Origin of the sequence: Actinocatenispora sera, assembly GCF_018324685.1 — a bacterium.
Classification (GTDB): Bacteria; Actinomycetota; Actinomycetes; order Mycobacteriales; family Micromonosporaceae; genus Actinocatenispora; species Actinocatenispora sera.
Window position 1 is genome coordinate 5,669,812 of record NZ_AP023354.1, and the last position, 16,562, is coordinate 5,686,373.

15 protein-coding genes are annotated in these 16,562 nt (G+C 74.8%); 7 read left to right on the forward strand and 8 right to left on the reverse strand.

Features of this window, described 5'->3' with window-relative positions; all coding sequences use genetic code 11:
* Window positions 1-164: 164 nt before the first annotated feature.
* Window positions 165-2,357: a 1,4-alpha-glucan branching protein GlgB gene (gene glgB / locus Asera_RS26665; RefSeq protein ID WP_244844035.1), complete on the forward strand. Its 2,193-nt coding sequence runs from the start codon at window positions 165-167 to the stop codon at window positions 2,355-2,357.
* 82 nt (window positions 2,358-2,439) lie between these two features.
* A complete protein-coding gene (locus Asera_RS26670) occupies window positions 2,440-3,282 on the forward strand; it encodes an alpha/beta fold hydrolase (RefSeq protein WP_030444452.1) in 843 nt (280 codons plus the stop codon).
* Between the two features lie 185 nt (window positions 3,283-3,467).
* Here the strand turns inward: Asera_RS26670 and Asera_RS26675 are convergent, their stop codons facing one another.
* Window positions 3,468-4,913 (reverse strand): MFS transporter, encoded by a 1,446-nt coding sequence (locus Asera_RS26675; RefSeq protein WP_169745790.1) that lies wholly within the window; start codon window positions 4,911-4,913, stop codon window positions 3,468-3,470.
* A 256-nt stretch (window positions 4,914-5,169) separates the two neighbouring features.
* Between Asera_RS26675 and Asera_RS26680 the strand changes: the two genes are divergently transcribed.
* Window positions 5,170-5,805, forward strand: a complete 636-nt coding sequence (locus Asera_RS26680; protein ID WP_051801567.1) for a TetR/AcrR family transcriptional regulator — start codon at window positions 5,170-5,172, stop codon at window positions 5,803-5,805.
* On the opposite strand, the gene Asera_RS26685 is transcribed toward Asera_RS26680, so the two are convergent.
* On the reverse strand, window positions 5,796-6,017 hold the full coding sequence (locus tag Asera_RS26685; protein ID WP_157034611.1) for a hypothetical protein: 222 nt from the start codon (window positions 6,015-6,017) through the stop codon (window positions 5,796-5,798). The genes Asera_RS26680 and Asera_RS26685 overlap by 10 nt on opposite strands.
* 5 nt (window positions 6,018-6,022) lie before the next feature.
* Window positions 6,023-7,075 carry a MerR family transcriptional regulator gene (locus tag Asera_RS26690; RefSeq protein ID WP_051801565.1) on the reverse strand — a complete coding sequence of 351 codons (1,053 nt, stop codon included), beginning with the start codon at window positions 7,073-7,075 and terminating at the stop codon, window positions 6,023-6,025.
* A 124-nt stretch (window positions 7,076-7,199) separates the two neighbouring features.
* Between Asera_RS26690 and Asera_RS26695 the strand changes: the two genes are divergently transcribed.
* The 3 genes from Asera_RS26695 (at window position 7,200) to arfB (ending at window position 9,510) form a co-directional block, all read left to right on the forward strand.
* Complete coding sequence (locus Asera_RS26695) at window positions 7,200-8,309, forward strand: bifunctional NAD(P)H-dependent oxidoreductase/GNAT family N-acetyltransferase (RefSeq protein ID WP_030444447.1); 1,110 nt, start codon at window positions 7,200-7,202, stop codon at window positions 8,307-8,309.
* 140 nt (window positions 8,310-8,449) lie between these two features.
* On the forward strand, window positions 8,450-9,031 hold the full coding sequence (locus tag Asera_RS26700) for a DUF6642 family protein (protein WP_030444446.1): 582 nt from the start codon (window positions 8,450-8,452) through the stop codon (window positions 9,029-9,031).
* A 53-nt stretch (window positions 9,032-9,084) separates the two neighbouring features.
* On the forward strand, window positions 9,085-9,510 hold the full coding sequence (arfB, locus tag Asera_RS26705) for an alternative ribosome rescue aminoacyl-tRNA hydrolase ArfB (protein ID WP_030444445.1): 426 nt from the start codon (window positions 9,085-9,087) through the stop codon (window positions 9,508-9,510).
* Here the strand turns inward: arfB and cydC are convergent.
* From cydC to Asera_RS26725, 4 genes are read right to left on the reverse strand one after another with little or no spacing between them, the layout of a single operon-like run.
* On the reverse strand, window positions 9,479-11,152 hold the full coding sequence (gene cydC / locus Asera_RS26710; protein WP_084130876.1) for a thiol reductant ABC exporter subunit CydC: 1,674 nt from the start codon (window positions 11,150-11,152) through the stop codon (window positions 9,479-9,481). The two genes, arfB and cydC, sit on opposite strands and share 32 nt — an antisense overlap.
* The gene (gene cydD / locus Asera_RS26715) at window positions 11,149-13,110 is read right to left on the reverse strand and encodes a thiol reductant ABC exporter subunit CydD (protein ID WP_084130875.1); all 1,962 of its coding nucleotides are present in this window, start codon (window positions 13,108-13,110) and stop codon (window positions 11,149-11,151) included. Before cydD ends, cydC begins: the two co-directional genes overlap by 4 nt.
* Window positions 13,110-14,045 (reverse strand): cytochrome d ubiquinol oxidase subunit II, encoded by a 936-nt coding sequence (locus tag Asera_RS26720; RefSeq protein ID WP_030444442.1) that lies wholly within the window; start codon window positions 14,043-14,045, stop codon window positions 13,110-13,112. The genes cydD and Asera_RS26720 overlap by 1 nt, the downstream gene beginning before the upstream one ends.
* 13 nt (window positions 14,046-14,058) lie before the next feature.
* Window positions 14,059-15,297 (reverse strand): cytochrome ubiquinol oxidase subunit I, encoded by a 1,239-nt coding sequence (locus Asera_RS26725; protein ID WP_211255452.1) that lies wholly within the window; start codon window positions 15,295-15,297, stop codon window positions 14,059-14,061.
* Window positions 15,298-15,406: 109 nt separating this feature from the next.
* Here Asera_RS26725 and Asera_RS26730 point away from each other — a divergent pair, with 109 nt between their 5' ends.
* Window positions 15,407-15,727 (forward strand): PadR family transcriptional regulator, encoded by a 321-nt coding sequence (locus Asera_RS26730; protein ID WP_030444440.1) that lies wholly within the window; start codon window positions 15,407-15,409, stop codon window positions 15,725-15,727.
* Window positions 15,728-15,870: 143 nt separating this feature from the next.
* Here the strand turns inward: Asera_RS26730 and Asera_RS26735 are convergent, their stop codons facing one another.
* Window positions 15,871-16,545 (reverse strand): permease prefix domain 1-containing protein, encoded by a 675-nt coding sequence (locus Asera_RS26735; RefSeq protein WP_157034610.1) that lies wholly within the window; start codon window positions 16,543-16,545, stop codon window positions 15,871-15,873.
* Window positions 16,546-16,562 lie beyond the last annotated feature (17 nt).

Genomic DNA, 16,562 nt, shown 5'->3' on the forward strand with positions numbered 1-16,562 from the left:
TGCAGCGGAAGGCCACGGGACGCGCCCACGTGGTCAGTTCGGCAGCATAGCCCTGTTTCCTGGCGAATCGACGCGGGCGCCGGAGCGCCACCGTACGCGACAAGCCGGGCACCCACCGGTGCGTCCGGGGCGCGGTCTGGCAGCCGGGCGCTTAGGGTTGTCTGGTGGCGACATCGGTGGACTCAGAAGTGCTCGGCCGTCTCGTCCGGGGCGAGGCGTACGACCCGCATGCCGTGCTCGGCGCGCACCCGCTCGGCGGCGACCGGACCGTGGTGCGCACGCTGCGGCCGGACGCGTTGCAGGTGGTGGTGGTCGACGGCGACCAGCGGTTCCCGGCGCGCAAGGTGCACGACGGCGGCGTGTTCGAGGCGACGCTGCCCGGCGCCCCGCGCGACTACCGGATCGAGGTGACCGACGACGCCGGCGAGCAGCGGCTCGTCGACGACCCGTACCGGTGGCTGCCGACGCTGGGCGACACCGACCTGTACCTGATCGGCGAGGGCCGGCACGAGGAGCTGTGGCGGGTGCTCGGCGCACATCCGCGCAGCTACTCGACGCCGAACGGGCCGGTCACCGGGGTCGCGTTCGCGGTCTGGGCGCCGAACGCACGCGCGGTGCGGGTGATCGGCGACAGCATCGGCTGGGGCGCGTACGACGGGTTGTCGATGCGCTCGCTCGGCTCGTCCGGGGTGTGGGAGCTGTTCGTGCCGGAGTTCGCGCCGGACGGGCTCTACAAGTACCGCATCCTCGGGCCGGACGGCCGGTGGCGGGAGAAGGCCGACCCGATGGCGCAGGCCACCGAGGTACCGCCGCGCACCGCGTCGCGCGTCTACCGCTCGGCGTACGAGTGGGGCGACGCGGACTGGCTCGCGACCCGCCGCCGCACCGCGTGGCACGAGCGGCCGGTGTCGATCTACGAGGTGCACCTCGGTTCCTGGCGGCCCGGCGCCACCTACCGCCAGCTCGCCGACGAGCTGGTGTCCTACGTGTCGGAGGTCGGCTTCACGCACGTGGAGTTCCTGCCGGTGGCCGAGCATCCGTTCGGCGGTTCCTGGGGCTACCAGGTCACCAGCTACTACGCGCCGACCGCGCGGTTCGGCCCGCCGGACGACTTCCGCTACCTGGTCGACCGGTTGCACCAGGCCGGCATCGGCGTCTACCTCGACTGGGTACCGGCGCACTTCCCGCGGGACGAGTGGGCGCTGGCCCGCTTCGACGGGACCACCTGCTACGAGCACGCCGACCCGCACCGCGGCGAGCATCCCGACTGGGGCACGTACGTGTTCGACTTCGGCCGGCACGAGGTGCGCAACTTCCTGGTCGCGAACGCGCTGTACTGGTGCGAGGAGTTCCACATCGACGGGCTGCGGGTGGACGCGGTCGCCTCGATGCTCTACCTCGACTACTCGCGCAACCCGGGTGAGTGGACGCCGAACGAGCACGGCGGCCGGGAGAACCTGGACGCGGTGTCGTTCCTGCAGGAGACGAACGCGACCGTGTACCGGCGCCATCCCGGCGTGGTGATGATCGCCGAGGAGTCGACCGCCTGGCCCGGCGTCACCCGGCCCACCTACCTCGGCGGGCTCGGTTTCGGGTTCAAGTGGAACATGGGCTGGATGCACGACACCCTGTCGTACGTCTCGAAGGACCCGATCTACCGGCAGTACCACCATCACGAGATGACGTTCTCGCTGATGTACGCGTGGAGCGAGAACTTCGTGCTGCCGATCAGCCACGACGAGGTGGTGCACGGCAAGGGTTCGCTGTTCGGCCGGATGCCCGGCGACGACTGGAAACGCTTCGCCTCGGTACGGGCGCTGTTCGGCTTCATGTGGGCGCACCCGGGCAAGCAGCTGCTGTTCGCCGGCTGCGAGTTCGCCCAGGTCGGCGAGTGGAGCGAGGAGCACGGCGTCGACTGGGCGGCACTGGACTGGCCGGCCCACGCCGGGGTGAAGGCGATGGTCACCGACCTCAACGCCCGGTACAAGGATGCGCCGGCGCTGTGGACCCAGGACACCTCGCCGGCCGGGTTCGCCTGGATCGACGCGAACGACGCCGCCGGCAACGTGTTCTCGTTCCTGCGCTGGGGATCCGACGGGACCGTCGTGGCCTGCGTGGCGAACTTCGCCGGCGGCCCGCACGCCGACTACCGGCTGGGGCTGCCCCGCGCCGGACGCTGGGTCGAGCTGCTCAACACCGACGCGGAGTCGTACGGCGGGTCCGGCTGGGGCAATCTCGGCGAGGTGGTCGCGACCGACACACCGTGGCACGGCCAGCCTGCGTCGGCCACCATCCAGGTCCCCCCGCTCGCCACCGTGTGGCTGCGGCACGACCCGGGCGGCCCGGAAACGACGTGACGGGCGCCCCGCCGGCGGCGATCATGTCCGGGGCGTACGGCACGCAGCCGTACCCGGACGACCGACCCGACGAGGACACCGCATGAACACCGCCGCGTACCAGGACTTCCAGCTGACCACCGACGACGGGGTGTCGCTCGCGGGCCGCCACGCCGGGCTCGGCGAGCCGGTGCTGTTCCTGCACGGTTCCGGCGGCGGGCTGCACTCGTGGGCCGGGATCGCCGACCGGCTGGCCGACGAGTACCAGGTGTGGCTGGTGGCCCGCCGCGGGTACGGGCCGAGCGGGCAGCCGGCGCCCGGCAAGCGGTTCGCCGACGAGGTCGCCGACGTGCGCCGGCTGGTGCGCCACATCGGCGCGACCCACGGCACCGACCAGCCCGCGGTGCACCTGGTCGGCGCCTCGTACGGGGCGAGCCTCGCCCTGCACGCCGGGCTCGACGCACCCGGCGGGCTGCGCAGCCTCGCGCTGTTCGAACCGCCGCTGTTCGCCGCCGGCCCGCGGATCGTGCCGCTGGCGCGGCGGTACGCGGAGGCCTTCGAGCTCGGCGACAGCGACACCACCGCCGCGATCCTGAACGAGGTCACGCAGGTACCGGCGGAGATCGTCGCGGCCTTCGCCGCGGCGGCGCCGGCCCGGCCGGATCCGGTGGAGGCTCGGCGATCCGGACTCGGCTGGCGGCACGATCTGGACGCGCTCGCGGCCGACGGCACCGACCTGACCCGCTGGTCCGGCGTACGGCTGCCGACCCTGCTGATGACCGGCACCGAGACGTGGTCGCCGATGCCGGAGACGATGCGCGGTCTCGCCGCCGCGCTGCCGCAGGTCACGCTCGTGCCGCTGGCCGGCCAGTCGCACTTCGCCACGATGACCGCGCCGGACCTGGTCGCCGACACGATTCGCACCTTCCTCGCCGAACGCGGCTGACGGCTCCCTCGCCACACTCGGCCGACGGTTTCCTCGCCACACTCAGCCGACGGCTCCCTCGCCGCACTCGGCCGATGGTTCCCTCGCCGCACTCGGCTGACGGCCGGGCCCGGCGTCGACCGGGCCCGGCCGCACGGGAGATCGTCCGATCGGCCGGACACCGTCGTCGGGAGCGGCGGTGCCGGTCAGCCGGTCGCCACGGGAAGGTCGGTGCGGCGAAGCAGCAGCGGCGCGACGAGGGTACCGGCGACGAGCAGCGCAGCGGCGACGACGATCGGGGCGCGCAGGCCGTACCGGTGGGCGACGAAGCCGGCGGCCAGCGCGCCGAGCGGGCCGACGCCGAGCGTCACGAGCCGGAACGCGCTGGTGACCCGGCCGAACAGCGCGTCGGGTACCAGCGACTGGCGCAGCGAGACCGCGACCACGCCCCACAGCCCGTTCGCCGCGCCGAAGACACCGACTGCCACGGCCGCCGGTACCGGGTGCGGGGCGAGCGCGATGCCCGCCGCCCCGAGCGCACCGAGTACCAGCGCGGTCAGCAGCGCCGGCCGGCCGCCGATCGCCCTCGCGAGCCGACCGGCCAGCAGCGAGCCGAGCACGCCGCCGACCGCGAAGGCCGCCACGAGCAGCCCGTACCCGAGGCTGTCCAGGTGCAGCACGTCGCGGGTGTAGAGCACCAGCAGCGCCACCGCGACCGTGGTGACCAGATTGATCAGCGCCCCGTACCAGCAGAGGCGGCGCAGCAGCCGGTGCGCGAGCAGGAACCGCAGCCCGGCCCCGATGTCGCTGCGCAGCGACGTGCGGGTGCGCCCGGCGTGCACCGGCGAAGCAGCGCCGACGCCGCGTACCGACGGGGCCGCAGCCTCGCCGCGCACCGGCACCGCAGCCTCGTCGCGCACCGGCACGGCGGCGTCGTGGGCAGGCGCCGCGAGCGTTCCACCGGTACCCGCCGGCGCGGCGGTCCGGTCGCTGCGGGTCGGCGCGGCGGTGCGGAGGGTGTGCGGTGCGGCGGCCACCGGGATCGCCGCGACGAGGGCGGCGGCGACCGCGAAGCTCGCCGTGTCGACCAGGAACGGGGCGGCGGCGTACAGCGTGAACAGGGTGGCGCCGACCGGCGCGCCGAGCAGCGTGTCGGCGACCAGGGTGCCGGCTTGCAGCCGCCCGTTCGCGGCGGGTCGCTCGGCGACCGGTACCAGGGCCGGGACCATCGCCGCCGAGGCGGCGTCGTAGACGGTGCCGACGGTGGTCAGGGTGAACGCGACGAGCAGGACGACCGGCAGCGTGACGCTGTCGGTCAGTACGGTGCCGGCCAGCACGGCGACGATGCCGGCGCGGACCAGGTCGAGCCGCCAGAGCACCCGGCGGCGGTCCACCCGGTCGGCGAGCGCGCCGGCGAGCAGCCCGAACAGTACCCACGGCAGTTGTTCGGCGACCGACACCAGCGAGACCAGGCGCGGGTCGCTGGTGACCGACGCGGCCAGCAGCGGCAGCGCGATCCAGTGCACGCCGTCGCCCAGCGCCGAGATCGTGCCGGCGCCCCACAACAGCCCGAACGGTCGTGGCCGCCGCAGCGTCCGCCAGCGCCCGGCGGTGCCGCGGGCCGCCCCGTCGAGGTCGCTCTCACGCCGCACCCGGTCGCCCGCGGCGCCGCCGGCACGGCCACCGGCGCGATCGGCACGGCCACCGATGGCACTGCCCGCGGCGCGATCGGCGGCATGGCCGGCTCCGTCGGCGGCACGGCCACCGGCGGCCCAGCCGACACGGCAACCGGGGGCAGGGCCGGCTCCGTCGGCGGCGGCACGGTGGGCGGGCCGGTCAGCTGCCATGGCCTACCCTGGGTGCATGCAGGACGGACATGAACCGGAGTCTGGTTCAGGTTTTGCCGCGATGTCAAGCCGCGGCACCCCGCGACAGCAGCGAAGCAGGGCAAAACGGGATCAGATCCTGGACACCACCGCGGCGCTGCTGGCGGAACTTCCGTACCCGGAGATCGGTACGAAGCTGATCGCCGAGCGCGCCGGCGTCTCGGTCGGCTCGCTGTACCGGTACTTCGCCGACAAGGACGAGATCACCCGCGCGCTGGTCCTGCACTGGCTCGATCGGATGATCACGGTCCTGGACGGCGCGCTGGCCGATCCGCCGGCGACGCCGGGCGGGCTCGTCGACCGCGTGGTCGACGCCTTCGCGCGGTTCTACCGGTCCGAGCCGGGCTTCCACCAGGTCTGGTTCTTCAGCGGGCCGGCGGGGCACCTGGACCGTTCCGTCGGCGACGCGCACGATGCCGCGCTCGCCACCCGGCTGCGCGCCGCGCTCGCCGACCCGCGGTACGCCCTCGACGTGTCGCTGCGGCAGGCGCTGGTCGCCGTCAGCGTCGGCGACAAGCTGCTGAGCGAGGCGTTCCGCGACGATCGGGACGGCGACCCGGAGATCGTGGCCGAGCTGAAGCTGGTTCTGCGGCGCTACCTGCTGCCGGCCGACCGGTCCACAGTGGACCGGTCGGCCGGCGGCCCGGGTCAGCAGTAGCCGGCCCGGACCCCGTAGTCCTTCGCGATGTCCACATCGGACAGTTTGTGCATCGCGACGTGGATCGAGGTGAGGTGGTTCGGCCCCCAGCCGCCGCTGGTGTTCTGCTTCGAGCGGTCGACCTCGTCCAGGATGCCGAGCACCGTGCTGCCGCCGAGCCACCACCCGTACCCGGCACGTCCGGCCACCGCGCCGGCCGAGCGCCGGCGCACCGCCGTCACGGCAGGCGCACGGGCATCAGGATCGAGTAGGTGGTGGGGTCATCGGGGTCGCGGATGGCGAGCGGGTGGCTCGGGCCGGCGAAGTCGAGAACGAGCTGCCCGGCGGGCGCCGCGGCCACCGCGTCGAGCAGGAAGTCGCGGTTGACCGCGGCGAGCAACCCGCCGTCGGCGGCGTCGAGCACCGCAAGCGTGCCGGCGGCGTCCACGCCGAGTGCGGCGACCGGGCCGGCACACTCCGGTACGGTGCGCAGCGGGCCGGCCGACAGCAGCTCGCGCAGCCGCTCGCCGTCGGTGGGAATCCGTTGTCCGCCAATCGATGCGGTCACCTGCTGGTAGTCGGGGTACTCCCCCGGCTGGGCCGCCAGCTGCAGTTCACCGAGCCGCATCACCTCGCCGTCGATCCGGCCGTCGAGGTGGTCGCCGGTGAGCGCGGCGATGCGGGGCAGCTCGACTCGCGGCACGCACAGCCGGCCGTTCGGCCCGGTCCGGTCGGTGACCGGCACCGAGCTGACCGCCAGCCGGTACCGGTCGGTGGCGACCAGCGTCAGCCGGTCGGCAGCGACGTCGAACAGCACCGCGTCCAGCACGCCGGAGTCCTCGGCGGCCGACGGAACGGCGTGCGTGCCGGTACCGGACGGCAGCGCGAAGGTGACCGCGGCGAGGGCGCGGCGCAGATCGGCGGGCGTGACGCGGAAGGTCGTCACGGCGGGATCGGTCTCGGACACGACGTGCTCCAGTTCTCGTCGGGCGTCGGCCAGCCCGGCCTCCAGCCGGGCCAGGTGTTCGGCGACGAGCGCACCGACGAGCCGCCGGTCGTGCCGGGCGGCCAGCAGCAACCGCATGTCGGCCAGCGGCATGCCGACCCGGCGCAGCCGCGCCACGAGCCGGGCCGCGGCGACCTGGTCCGGGCCGTACCGCCGGTAGCCGCTGCGCGGGTCGACCTGCGCCGGCACCAGCAGCCGCGCCCCGTCGTAGAAGCGCAGCGCGCTGACCGGCAGCCCGCTCGCGCGAGCCAGCTCCCCGATGCTCAGCAGTCCCCCGTCGAACACGCCTCGAACCCTCCTCCCTCGACCAACTTCAGGGTCAAGTCTCCGTCCGGAGGGTCGGCCACGCGGGTGGGGTCGTCGGCCGCCACATTGACATGTCAAAGAATGGTGCGCTAGTCTCATTGACATGTCACAGACATTCTCCGTACTGCTGCTGAGCGCAAGCACCCGGCCGAACCGCATCGGTCCCGCCGTCGCCGACTGGTTCCGGCGCGCGACCCGCGACACCGCCGCCGACCTGCACATCGACCTCGACCCGGTCGACCTCGGCGATCTCGCCCTGCCGATGCTGGACGAGCCGGCAGAGCCGAGCGAGGGCGACTACCAGCACCCGCACACGCTCGCCTGGAGCGCCCGGGTCGCCGCCGCCGACGCGATCGTCGTGGTGACCCCCGAGTACAACGGGGGCATGCCGGCGGCGCTGAAGAACGCGCTGGACTACCTCTACGACGAGTGGGCGTTCAAGCCGGTGCTGTTCGTCGGGTACGGCAACACCTCGGCCGGCACCCGCAGCGTGCAGATGGCCCGGCAGGTCACCACCGCGCTACGGATGGTGCCGACCGGCGCCGACCTGTTCCTGCGGCTCGCCGACAGCCGGTTCGGCGACACCGTGGCGCCCGGCGCCGCGTTCGACCGCCGCGCCGCGACCGCGCTCGCCGAACTGCACCGCATCGGTACCGCCGTCCGGCCGCTCACGCTCGCCCGAAGGCCGGCGCCGTCGGCTCCGGTGGCGTCCCCGTTCGGCCGCGAGCTGTGGCTGCACCCGGCCGGGCCGCGGGACGCGGCGGAACTGCTCGTGCTCCAGCGGTGCTGCTGGGTCGACGAGGCGATCGCCAACGCGACGCTGGAACTCGGCGCGCTGCGGGAGAGCCTCGACGACGTGACCGCCTGGCTGGCCGAGTGGTCGACCTGGTGCCTGCGGCGAAACGGCAGGCTGATCGGCGCCGTACGGGCGCGCCGGGTCGGCGACAGCTGGCTGATCGGCCGGCTCATGGTGGCGCCCGACCAGCGCGGCCGCGGCCTCGGCCGCGCCCTGCTGCGCCATGCCGAGGCGGCCGCGCCGGCGTCCGGGATCGGCACGCTGACCCTCAGCACCGGCCGGGACAGTACCGACAATCTCCGGCTCTACCGGTCCAGCGGCTACCGGGAGTCCGGCCCGGACGGGCCCCTCGCCGTACGGCTGGTGAAGCGGGTCGCGGTGCCGGTCGGCGCCGACCCGTCCGGACCGGCACGCTGAGGACACGCAGCGTTGCGTTCCGAGCGCGTGGAGTGTATATGCGGCGGCCCGCGGCGAGCCTCTCTTTCGGGCGATGTACTCCTGTCAGGGGCACTGCTTAGACTCCGCACGGCGCCGTACGGCGAAGGGAGCGCTGCGGAATGTCACGGGGTGGCGTGTTCTGCGTGGAAGGTCAGTGGGCGCGCGACATGACCAGTCGCGGCTCGGTGCTCCCCACGCTGGAGCTGCTGGAGCGCATCCAGAGCATCAGGTACATCCACAAGGACGTCGCCACCGCCCAGGAGCTGGAGTACTACCTTGACCGCTGGACCCTCAAGCAGTACGACGACTACAACGTCGGCTTCTTCGCGGTGCACGGTGAGCCGCAGCGGCTGCTGCTGACCGAGTTCAACCACCACGACAACACCATCGAGCTGGACGAGGTGGGCGAGATCCTCGCCGGCAAGTGTCCCGGCCGCCGGCTGTTCTTCGGCAGCTGCGCGGTGCTCAAGGCGCCCGACCGGATGCTGCGCGACTTCCTCGACCGCACCGGCGCGGCCCTGATCTGCGGCTACACCAAGGCGGTCGACTGGGTGGAGGCGGCCGCCTTCGAGACGGTGCTGCTCGACCGGCTGGTGAACGGCAAGCGGGTCGACTCGGCCGAGTCGACGATGCGCTCGGCCCGATTCGCTCCCTTCGCCGACCACCTCGGCTTCCGCGTCGTCTACCGCAACGGCCGCTGACCGCGCGGTAATGCGGTGACGTCGGTCGATGGGTACGACATAGGCTGGGGATCATGCCCGAGCCGCTGACCGTGACCCGTTCGATCTCCATTCCGGGGGTCGAGCTGCGGTGGCGGTTCTCCCGGTCCGGCGGGCCCGGCGGGCAGGGCGTCAACACCGCCGACTCCCGGGTCGAGCTGTCCTGGGACCTGGTCAACTCGCCGGTGCTGTCGCCGACCCTGCGGGACCGGGCGGTCGAGCGGCTCGGTTCCCGGTTGGTCGACGGGGTGCTGACGGTGGCCGCGTCCGAGCACCGGGCGCAGCTGGACAACCGCCGTGCCGCCGCCCAGCGCCTCGCCGAGCTGGTCCGACGAGCCATCGCGCCACCGCCGCCGACCCGCCGCGCGACCAAGCCGTCCCGCGGTGCGGTGACCCGCCGGCTGAACGCCAAGCGCCGTCGCGGCGACATCAAGAAGCTGCGCCGCGACACCAGCGACTGACCCGATCCCGACCCGCTGCCGCGGCGCCGAGGTCGAGGACCTGGTCGGCGTGTGCGAGGGCGGCCGGGTCGTGGCTGACCAGGATCGTGGTGCGGCCGGCCGTGGCGGCGAGCAGGTCGCGCAGCAACCGGTCCGCGTCGGTGGCGGGCAGCCCCTCGGTCGGTTCGTCCAGCAGCAGGATCTGCGGGTCGGCGAGCAGCGCCCGCGCGAGCAGCACGCGCTGTCGCTCGCCACCCGACAGGGCGCTGCCGTCCTGGCCGAGTTCGGCGTCCAGCCCGCCGGTGAACCGCTCGCCCAGGCCGACCCGGTGCAGGACGGCCCGGAGCTGGTCGTCGGTCGCCGCGGGGTCGCCGAGGCGCAGGTTCGCGGCCAGCGTGGTGTCGAACAGGTACGCCTCCTCGCCGACGCCGCCGATCAGCCGCCGCACGTCCGCCCCGGCGTACGCGTCGATCGGCGCGCCGTCGAGCCGGATCTCGCCGGCCGCCGGAGCGACGAACCGGCGCAGCGCGGCGAGCAGGGTGCTCTTGCCCGATCCGCTCGGCCCGGTCACGACGAGCCGGCTGCCGGGCCGCACGTCGACGCTCACCCCGGCCAGCGCCGGCGCCCGGTCGTCGGCGTGACGCACCCACAGGTCACGGATCGTCAGCTCGACGCTCCCGGCCGGTACCGGCAGCGGCGCGGCCGGTTCGGCCACCGGCGCCGGGGCGGCGAGTACCGCGTGGACCCGGCGCAGCGCCGCCCGCGCGTCGACGAACCGGCGGGCGGCCACCGGCAGCGCCAGCGACGGCTCCAGGGCCACCAGGGTGGTCAGCGCGACCACCGCGACCGCCGGGCCGCCGGCCGGCGCGGCAAGTACCGTCGCGGCCGCCGTGGCGAGCCCCTGCAGGGCGATGCCGACCGCGGCCAGCAGGCCGGCCACCCGCGCCTCGGTGCGCTCCCGATCGGCCCGGTCGGTGTGCGCGGCGGTTGCCGCGGCCAGCGCGACCGGCTCGGCGGAGTACGCGGCGAACTCGGCCGCACCGTCCAGCAGGTCGGTGGCGGTCACCGCCACGGCGGTGTCGTCCGCGGGCGCGCTGCGGCGGCGTTGCCGGCCGGCGCACGCCGGCAGGACCAGCCCGGTACCGAGGAGGGCGACGAGCAGCGGCGGCACCGACGCCGGGGACAGCGCCGCCAGTACGACCAGGCCGAGCCCGCCGGCGAGCGCTGCGCCGGCGGCCGGCACCAGGCAGCGCACGACGAGATCCTGCACCGCCTCGGTGTCGGTGACCATCCGGTGCAGCAGCTGCGCCCGCCGCCAGCCGGGCAGGCCGCCGGGCGCCAGCGGGACCAGCGCCGCGTACACCCGTTCGCGCAGCCGGGCCAGCGCCTGCAGCGCCGCGCGGTGCCCGGTGAGCCGTTCGGCGTAGCGCAGGGTGCCGCGCAGCAGTGCGCACGCGCGGACCGCGACGATCGCCACCGACAGCGCCGCGAGCCCAGGCTGTTGTGCCGCCCGCGCGAGCAGCCAGGCCGCGGTCGCGAGCAGCGCGGTACCGGCCAGCTCCGCACCCGCGGCGGCGGCCGCGGCGAGCGCCACCGGCCAGCACACCGCGCGCAGCACCGACCCGCCGCACTTCCCTTGCACCACAACCGATTCCTTCATCATCGCAACTCCGCGAGGTCGGTTCCCGGCGCCGCCGCCACCGGGTGATGTGGCGCAGCCGGCGACGGTACCGCCCGGTCGACGCCGACCGCCTCCGGTGGCGACACCGCCCGGGCATCGGCGGCCTGCCCCGACGCGGCCCGGTCCGGGGCAGCCGGCTCGGGGCGCAGCGGACTTGCCCGGTCGGCGCCGGTCATCGGCGGCAGCAGCGGTACCGGTCGCGCGGCGGCGATGGCGGCCGGCCGGTGCGCGACCGCGAGCAGGGTACGGTCGGCCGGCAGCCGGGCCGCCGCGGCCAGCACCGCCGCTTCGGTCGCCGTGTCCAACCGGGCGGTCGGCTCGTCGAGCAGCAGCAGCGGCGCGTCCCGGCACAGCGCGCGGGCCAGCGCCACCCGCTGCCGCTGCCCCGCGGACAGCCCGTACCCGTTCTCGCCGAGCATGGTGTGCAGCCCCGCGGGCAGGCCGGCGACCACCTCGCCCAGGGCGGCGGCCCGGATCGCGCGACGGATCCGCGCCTCGTCCGCGCCGGGTGCCCCGAGCGCGACGTTGGCGGCGAGCGTGCCGGCGAACAGCCGGGGCCGTTGCGGCAGCCAGCCAAGCCGGGCCCGCCAACCGGCCAGCTCCGTCCGGTCCATGGCGGCGAGATCCCGCCCGCCGAGCAGCACCCGGCCGCGCGTCGGCCGGACGAAACCCAGCACCAGCGCGAGGACCGTGCTCTTGCCGACCCCGCTCGGGCCGGTCAGCACCAGCCGGTCGCCGACCGCCACGGTCAGCTCGAACCCGCACAGCGCCGGCCCGTCCCGGCCGGGGTACCGGACCGTCACGTCCTCGCACCGCACCAGCACCGACCCCGGACCGGCCCGCCGAGCCCGCCGCGCGCCCCCACCGACGGCACCGATGCTGGCCGCACCAACACGGCCACCGTCCGCCACACCGACACGGTCGCCGTCCACCGCACCGGCACGGCCGGCGGCGGGCACGGCAGGGGCGGTGGCCGCGGTGTCGAGTACCGCGAAGGCGTCGTCGGCGGCGGCGAGGCCGGCGGCACCGGCGTGGAAGCGCGCGCCGAGCGCCCGCAGCGGCAGGTACGCCTCGGGGGCGAGCAGCAGCACGATCAGCGCGGTACGCAGATCGAGCTCGCCGGCGAGCAGCCGCAGCCCGATCGGCACCGCGAGCAGGGCCAGCGACAGCGCCGCGACCAGCTCCAGGACCAGCGAGGTGAGGAAGGCGACGCGCAACGCGGTCATGGTGGCGCGCCGGTGCGCGTCGGCGACCGCCCGCAGCCGTACCGCGTGCGCGCCGGCCCGGCCGAACGCGCGCAGCGTCGGCAGCCCGAGCACCGTGTCCAGAAAGTGTCCACTCAGGACGGACAGCCGGCGCCACTGCCGGCGGGTGGCGAACCGGGCCTGGCGGCCGGCGAGCGCGCCGAACAGCGGGATCAGCGGCAGCGTCGCGGCCACCACCAGTGCCGAGGTCGGATCGGCCCAGCAGAGCCGGATCAGTACCGCGACCGGCACCGCGGCGGCCAGCGCGAGCTGCGGCAGGTAGTCGCGCAGGTACGGGGTGAGCGCGTCGATGCCGCGGTCGGTCAGCGCCACCAGCTCGCCGGTGCGCCGCCCGGAAACCCAGTGCGGACCGAGCTGCTGCGCCGCGGCGAGTACCCGGTGCCGCAGCGCCGCGGTGGCCCGCGCGGCGGTGCGCCCGGCGAGCGCCTCCCGGCACCCGGCCAGTACCGCGCGCGCCACCGTGACCCCCGCCAGCGCCATGGCCAGCCCGGCCACACCCCGGCCGCCGAGAACCGTGCCGCCGCTGTCGATGACCGCGACGATCAGCCGGGCCAGCAGCTCCAGCTGCGCGACGGTCAGTACGGCCAGGCCGGTGGCCGCCAGCCAGCCGACCGCAAGGAGCCGGCGCACCTCGGGCAGCCGGCCGACGCGGGCGCGGGTTCGGTTGCCGGACATCAGAAGAACGCGACCGTACGGCCGGTGACCGGGCGCCGGAACAGCCACCACAACAGGCCCTGGTGGGCGAGCACGACCGGGACCGCGGCGAGCAGCAGCACCGCCACCACCCTCGAGTCGCCGGCGATCGCGACCAGGTGCGGGGCCGCACAGCCGAGTACGGCCAGTGCCGGCGCCGCGGCGGCGACCGCGGTACCGGCCGCGGCGCGCCGGCGCTGCTGGTGTCGCAGTGCGCGTCGGGCGAACAGCAGCCCGAGCGGGGAGAGCAGGACGAGGGCGGCGGCCGACGCGAGCTGGGCGCGTACCGCGGGCAGGGTCAGGCCGGCGAGCGTCACCAGCAGCGTCGTCACGGCGGCGGGCAGCGCCAGCCGGTCGGCGAGGCGTACCGCGCGGTCGGCCGCCGACGGCACCCGGAGCGCGGTGACCGCGGCGCCGTGCGTGGCGAGCACGAGGGCCACCGCGACCCCGCACGCCGGGCCGAACCAGACGGTCGCCGGGTCGGTCAGGCCGAGCGCGCTCGGCAGGCCGAGGGCGAGGCCGCCGAGCAGCAGCCCCCAGCAGGCCGCGAACACCAGGCTGCCCAGCGCGTACGCACCCTCCCACCAGCGGCGCCAGCGGACCGTGTCGCGGCGGCCGCGCAGCCACAGGCCGGCATCGCGCAGCACCCAGGCGCACAGGCCCGGGACCACCGCCGGCCAGGCGTCGGCCAGTACCCGCTCGGCGGCCGGGAACGCGCCGGCGACCAGCCCGGCCGCGGCGACCAGCCACATCTCGTTGGCCAGCAGCACCGGGCCGACGCCGGTGAGGACCCGCCGGCGCGGCCAGCCGGGCGGTGCCAGCCGGTGCAGCAGGATCCCGGTGCCCAGCCCGTACCCGTCGAGCACGAACCAGCCGGCCACGAGCAGCAGCAACACGGCGGTCAACGCAACGTCCATCTCTCGTCCCCTCTCACACCACGGCGGGTTCGGTCGCCGCGGCCGGCTCGTCGTCGCCGAGCACCCGGCCGAGCGCCAGCCGGTGCGGGCCGCGTCGCGCGAGCATCAGCAGTACCAACCAGTTCGTCCCGGCGAGGCCGACCACGACGACGCCGAACAGCGCGAGCGACACCGCGACCTGGCCGGTCGACAGCGAGGTGGCGTCCGCGGTGCGCAGCACCCCGTAGATGGCCCACGGCTGCCGGCCCACCTCGCGCACCAGCCAGCCGCAGACCACGGCGACGAAGGGCAGCGGGATCCACCAGGTCATCACCCGCAGCAGGATCCGCCGGCGCACGATCCAGCGGCGGATCAGGAACGGCAGCAGGAACAGCCCGAGATAGGCGGAGTACTCGCCGAACTGCTGCATGATCGAGAACGGCAGCGCGATCCACCCCGGTGGCCGGTCGGTCACCGGCCCGGCGTCCTTCGACGGCATGATCGCGTCGACCTTGCCGGGCTGATCGGTGCGCAGGTAGTCCAGCTGCGCCCAGCCGAAGGCGAACGTGAAGAACGCGCCGGCGACACCGACCAGCACGCCCATCCGCAGCGAGCGCAGGAACACGTCGGTGTCGTCCGGGTGCCGGCGCAGCTGCCAGGCGCTGATCCCGGCGACCACCATGCCGCCGAGCATCAACGCCGCCGGTACCAGGTGGCGCAGCGCGCCGACGGCCTCCGGGTTGGTGAACAGCGCGCGCAGGTCGGTGATGCGCGCGGTGCCGTCGCGCAGCACGTACCCGACCGGGTGCTGCAGGAAGCCGTTGGCCACCATGACGAACACCGCCGAGGCGTACGCGGTGATCGTGACCAGGTAGAACGAGATCAGGTGCACGACCTTCGGCAGGGTGCCCCAGCCGAAGATCCAGATGCCGAGGAAGGTCGCCTCGGCGAAGAAGGCGACGATCGTCTCGAGTGCCAGCGGCGCACCGAACACCTGCCCGGCCACCCGGTCGACGCCGGTCCAGGCGAGGCCGAACTGGAACTCCATCACCAGCCCGGTGACGATGCCCAGGCCGTAGTTGACCACGTAGAGCTGGCCCCAGTAGCGCGTCATGGTCAGGTGCACGGCCCGGCCGGTCAGCACGTACCGGGTCTGCATGATCGCGATGATCGGCGTCAGGCCGAGGGTCAGCACCACGAACAGGAAGTGCACGTTCGCGGTGAGCGCGAACTGCACCCGGGCCAGGTCGACGGCGGTCACGAGCTCTCCCATCAGTTGACGCCCTACCTGTAGACACGCTACATGTAGAAGGGCGACACGCAACCCCGAGATCACCCTGAGGCAGTGGGCGCCGAGATCGGCGGATGGGTAGGTTGGCGACATGAAGGCGGACCGGCTCCGCGGGCACCTCGACGCACTGGTGCTCGCCGTCCTCGACGGCGGCCCCCGGCACGGGTACGCGATCGCCGAGGCACTGTCGGCACGCAGCGGCGGCGCCGTCACCATGCCCACGGGCACCCTCTACCCGGCGCTGCGCCGGCTGGAGCGGGCCGGCTACCTGCGCAGCGAGTGGGCCACCGTGGCCGGCCGCAAGCGCCGCACCTACTGGATCACCGACGCCGGCAGCCGGTTCCTCGCCGCCGAACGGGCCGACTGGCGCGACTTCAGCGCCGTCATCGAAGGCGTCCTCGGCACCGGCTGACCGCAGCGCCCGCGGTCGGCCGCTGCGGCGCCGCCGCGATCAGGCCGGACGTGGTGCCGCCGCGGTCAGACCGGACGTGGCGCCGCCACGATCAGGCCGGACGTGGCACCGCCCCGGTCAGGACGGACGTGGCACCGCCACGGTCAGGCCGGACGTGGCGCCGCCGCGACGAGCGAGCGGCGGGCACTGGCCGCGATCAGCCCGGCCGGCACCGCGGCGGCCAGCACCGACGTGGTCACCGAGCCCACACTCGCCAGGCCCGGCGTGGCCACCGACATCACCGCACACGAGACCAGCATCGTCGCCGCGACGCCGAAGCCGAAGACGCCGGAGGCGCGGGCCAGCAGCTCGGGGCGGGAGAGCACCCGCTGGCCGTAGGTGAACGCGACCAGCACCGCGCACAGCGCCAACCCGGCCGGGATCAGCTGCAGCGCGTCCACCGCACGGGCCAGCAGCCGGTACCCCGCGGACGGCGTCGCGCTCGACCACACCTGATGCTCCGCCAGCCGCCAGGACAGCTCGGAGAACAGCCACACGTTCAGCTGCACCGCCGCGGTCAACAGCAGCGTGCGGCGCCCCTGCGACAGCGCCAGCTCGGTGCGGTACTCGCCGGCCAGCTCACCGACGGTGCCGAAGTCGGCGACCGCCAGCTGCTCGGCCCGCCCGGTCGGGTAACCGGCCGCCCGGTAGGCGGTGGCCGCGTCGACCAGGCCGTCCCGGGCCTCGCCAACCAGGCTCGCCCGGGCGCGCGCCGGACCGGGCAGCGCCGCGGTCAGCGCACGCACGTACTCCTCGATGGGGCCCACTTCGCCGCGCATCCCCCCAGGATGCCGCA

Excerpts from the sequence above, each read along its gene's own strand:
- Asera_RS26670 (WP_030444452.1), top strand. The coding sequence starts at position 2,440 with ATGAACACCGCCGCGTACCAGGACTTCCAGCTGACCACCGACGACGGG.
- Asera_RS26680 (WP_051801567.1), top strand. The coding sequence starts at position 5,170 with ATGTCAAGCCGCGGCACCCCGCGACAGCAGCGAAGCAGGGCAAAACGG.
- Asera_RS26695 (WP_030444447.1), top strand. The coding sequence starts at position 7,200 with ATGTCACAGACATTCTCCGTACTGCTGCTGAGCGCAAGCACCCGGCCG.
- Asera_RS26700 (WP_030444446.1), top strand. The coding sequence starts at position 8,450 with ATGTCACGGGGTGGCGTGTTCTGCGTGGAAGGTCAGTGGGCGCGCGAC.
- arfB (WP_030444445.1), top strand. The coding sequence starts at position 9,085 with ATGCCCGAGCCGCTGACCGTGACCCGTTCGATCTCCATTCCGGGGGTC.
- cydC (WP_084130876.1), bottom strand. The coding sequence starts at position 11,152 with ATGATGAAGGAATCGGTTGTGGTGCAAGGGAAGTGCGGCGGGTCGGTG.
- cydD (WP_084130875.1), bottom strand. The coding sequence starts at position 13,110 with ATGTCCGGCAACCGAACCCGCGCCCGCGTCGGCCGGCTGCCCGAGGTG.
- Asera_RS26720 (WP_030444442.1), bottom strand. The coding sequence starts at position 14,045 with ATGGACGTTGCGTTGACCGCCGTGTTGCTGCTGCTCGTGGCCGGCTGG.
- Asera_RS26725 (WP_211255452.1), bottom strand. The coding sequence starts at position 15,297 with ATGGGAGAGCTCGTGACCGCCGTCGACCTGGCCCGGGTGCAGTTCGCG.
- Asera_RS26730 (WP_030444440.1), top strand. The coding sequence starts at position 15,407 with ATGAAGGCGGACCGGCTCCGCGGGCACCTCGACGCACTGGTGCTCGCC.
- Asera_RS26735 (WP_157034610.1), bottom strand. The coding sequence starts at position 16,545 with ATGCGCGGCGAAGTGGGCCCCATCGAGGAGTACGTGCGTGCGCTGACC.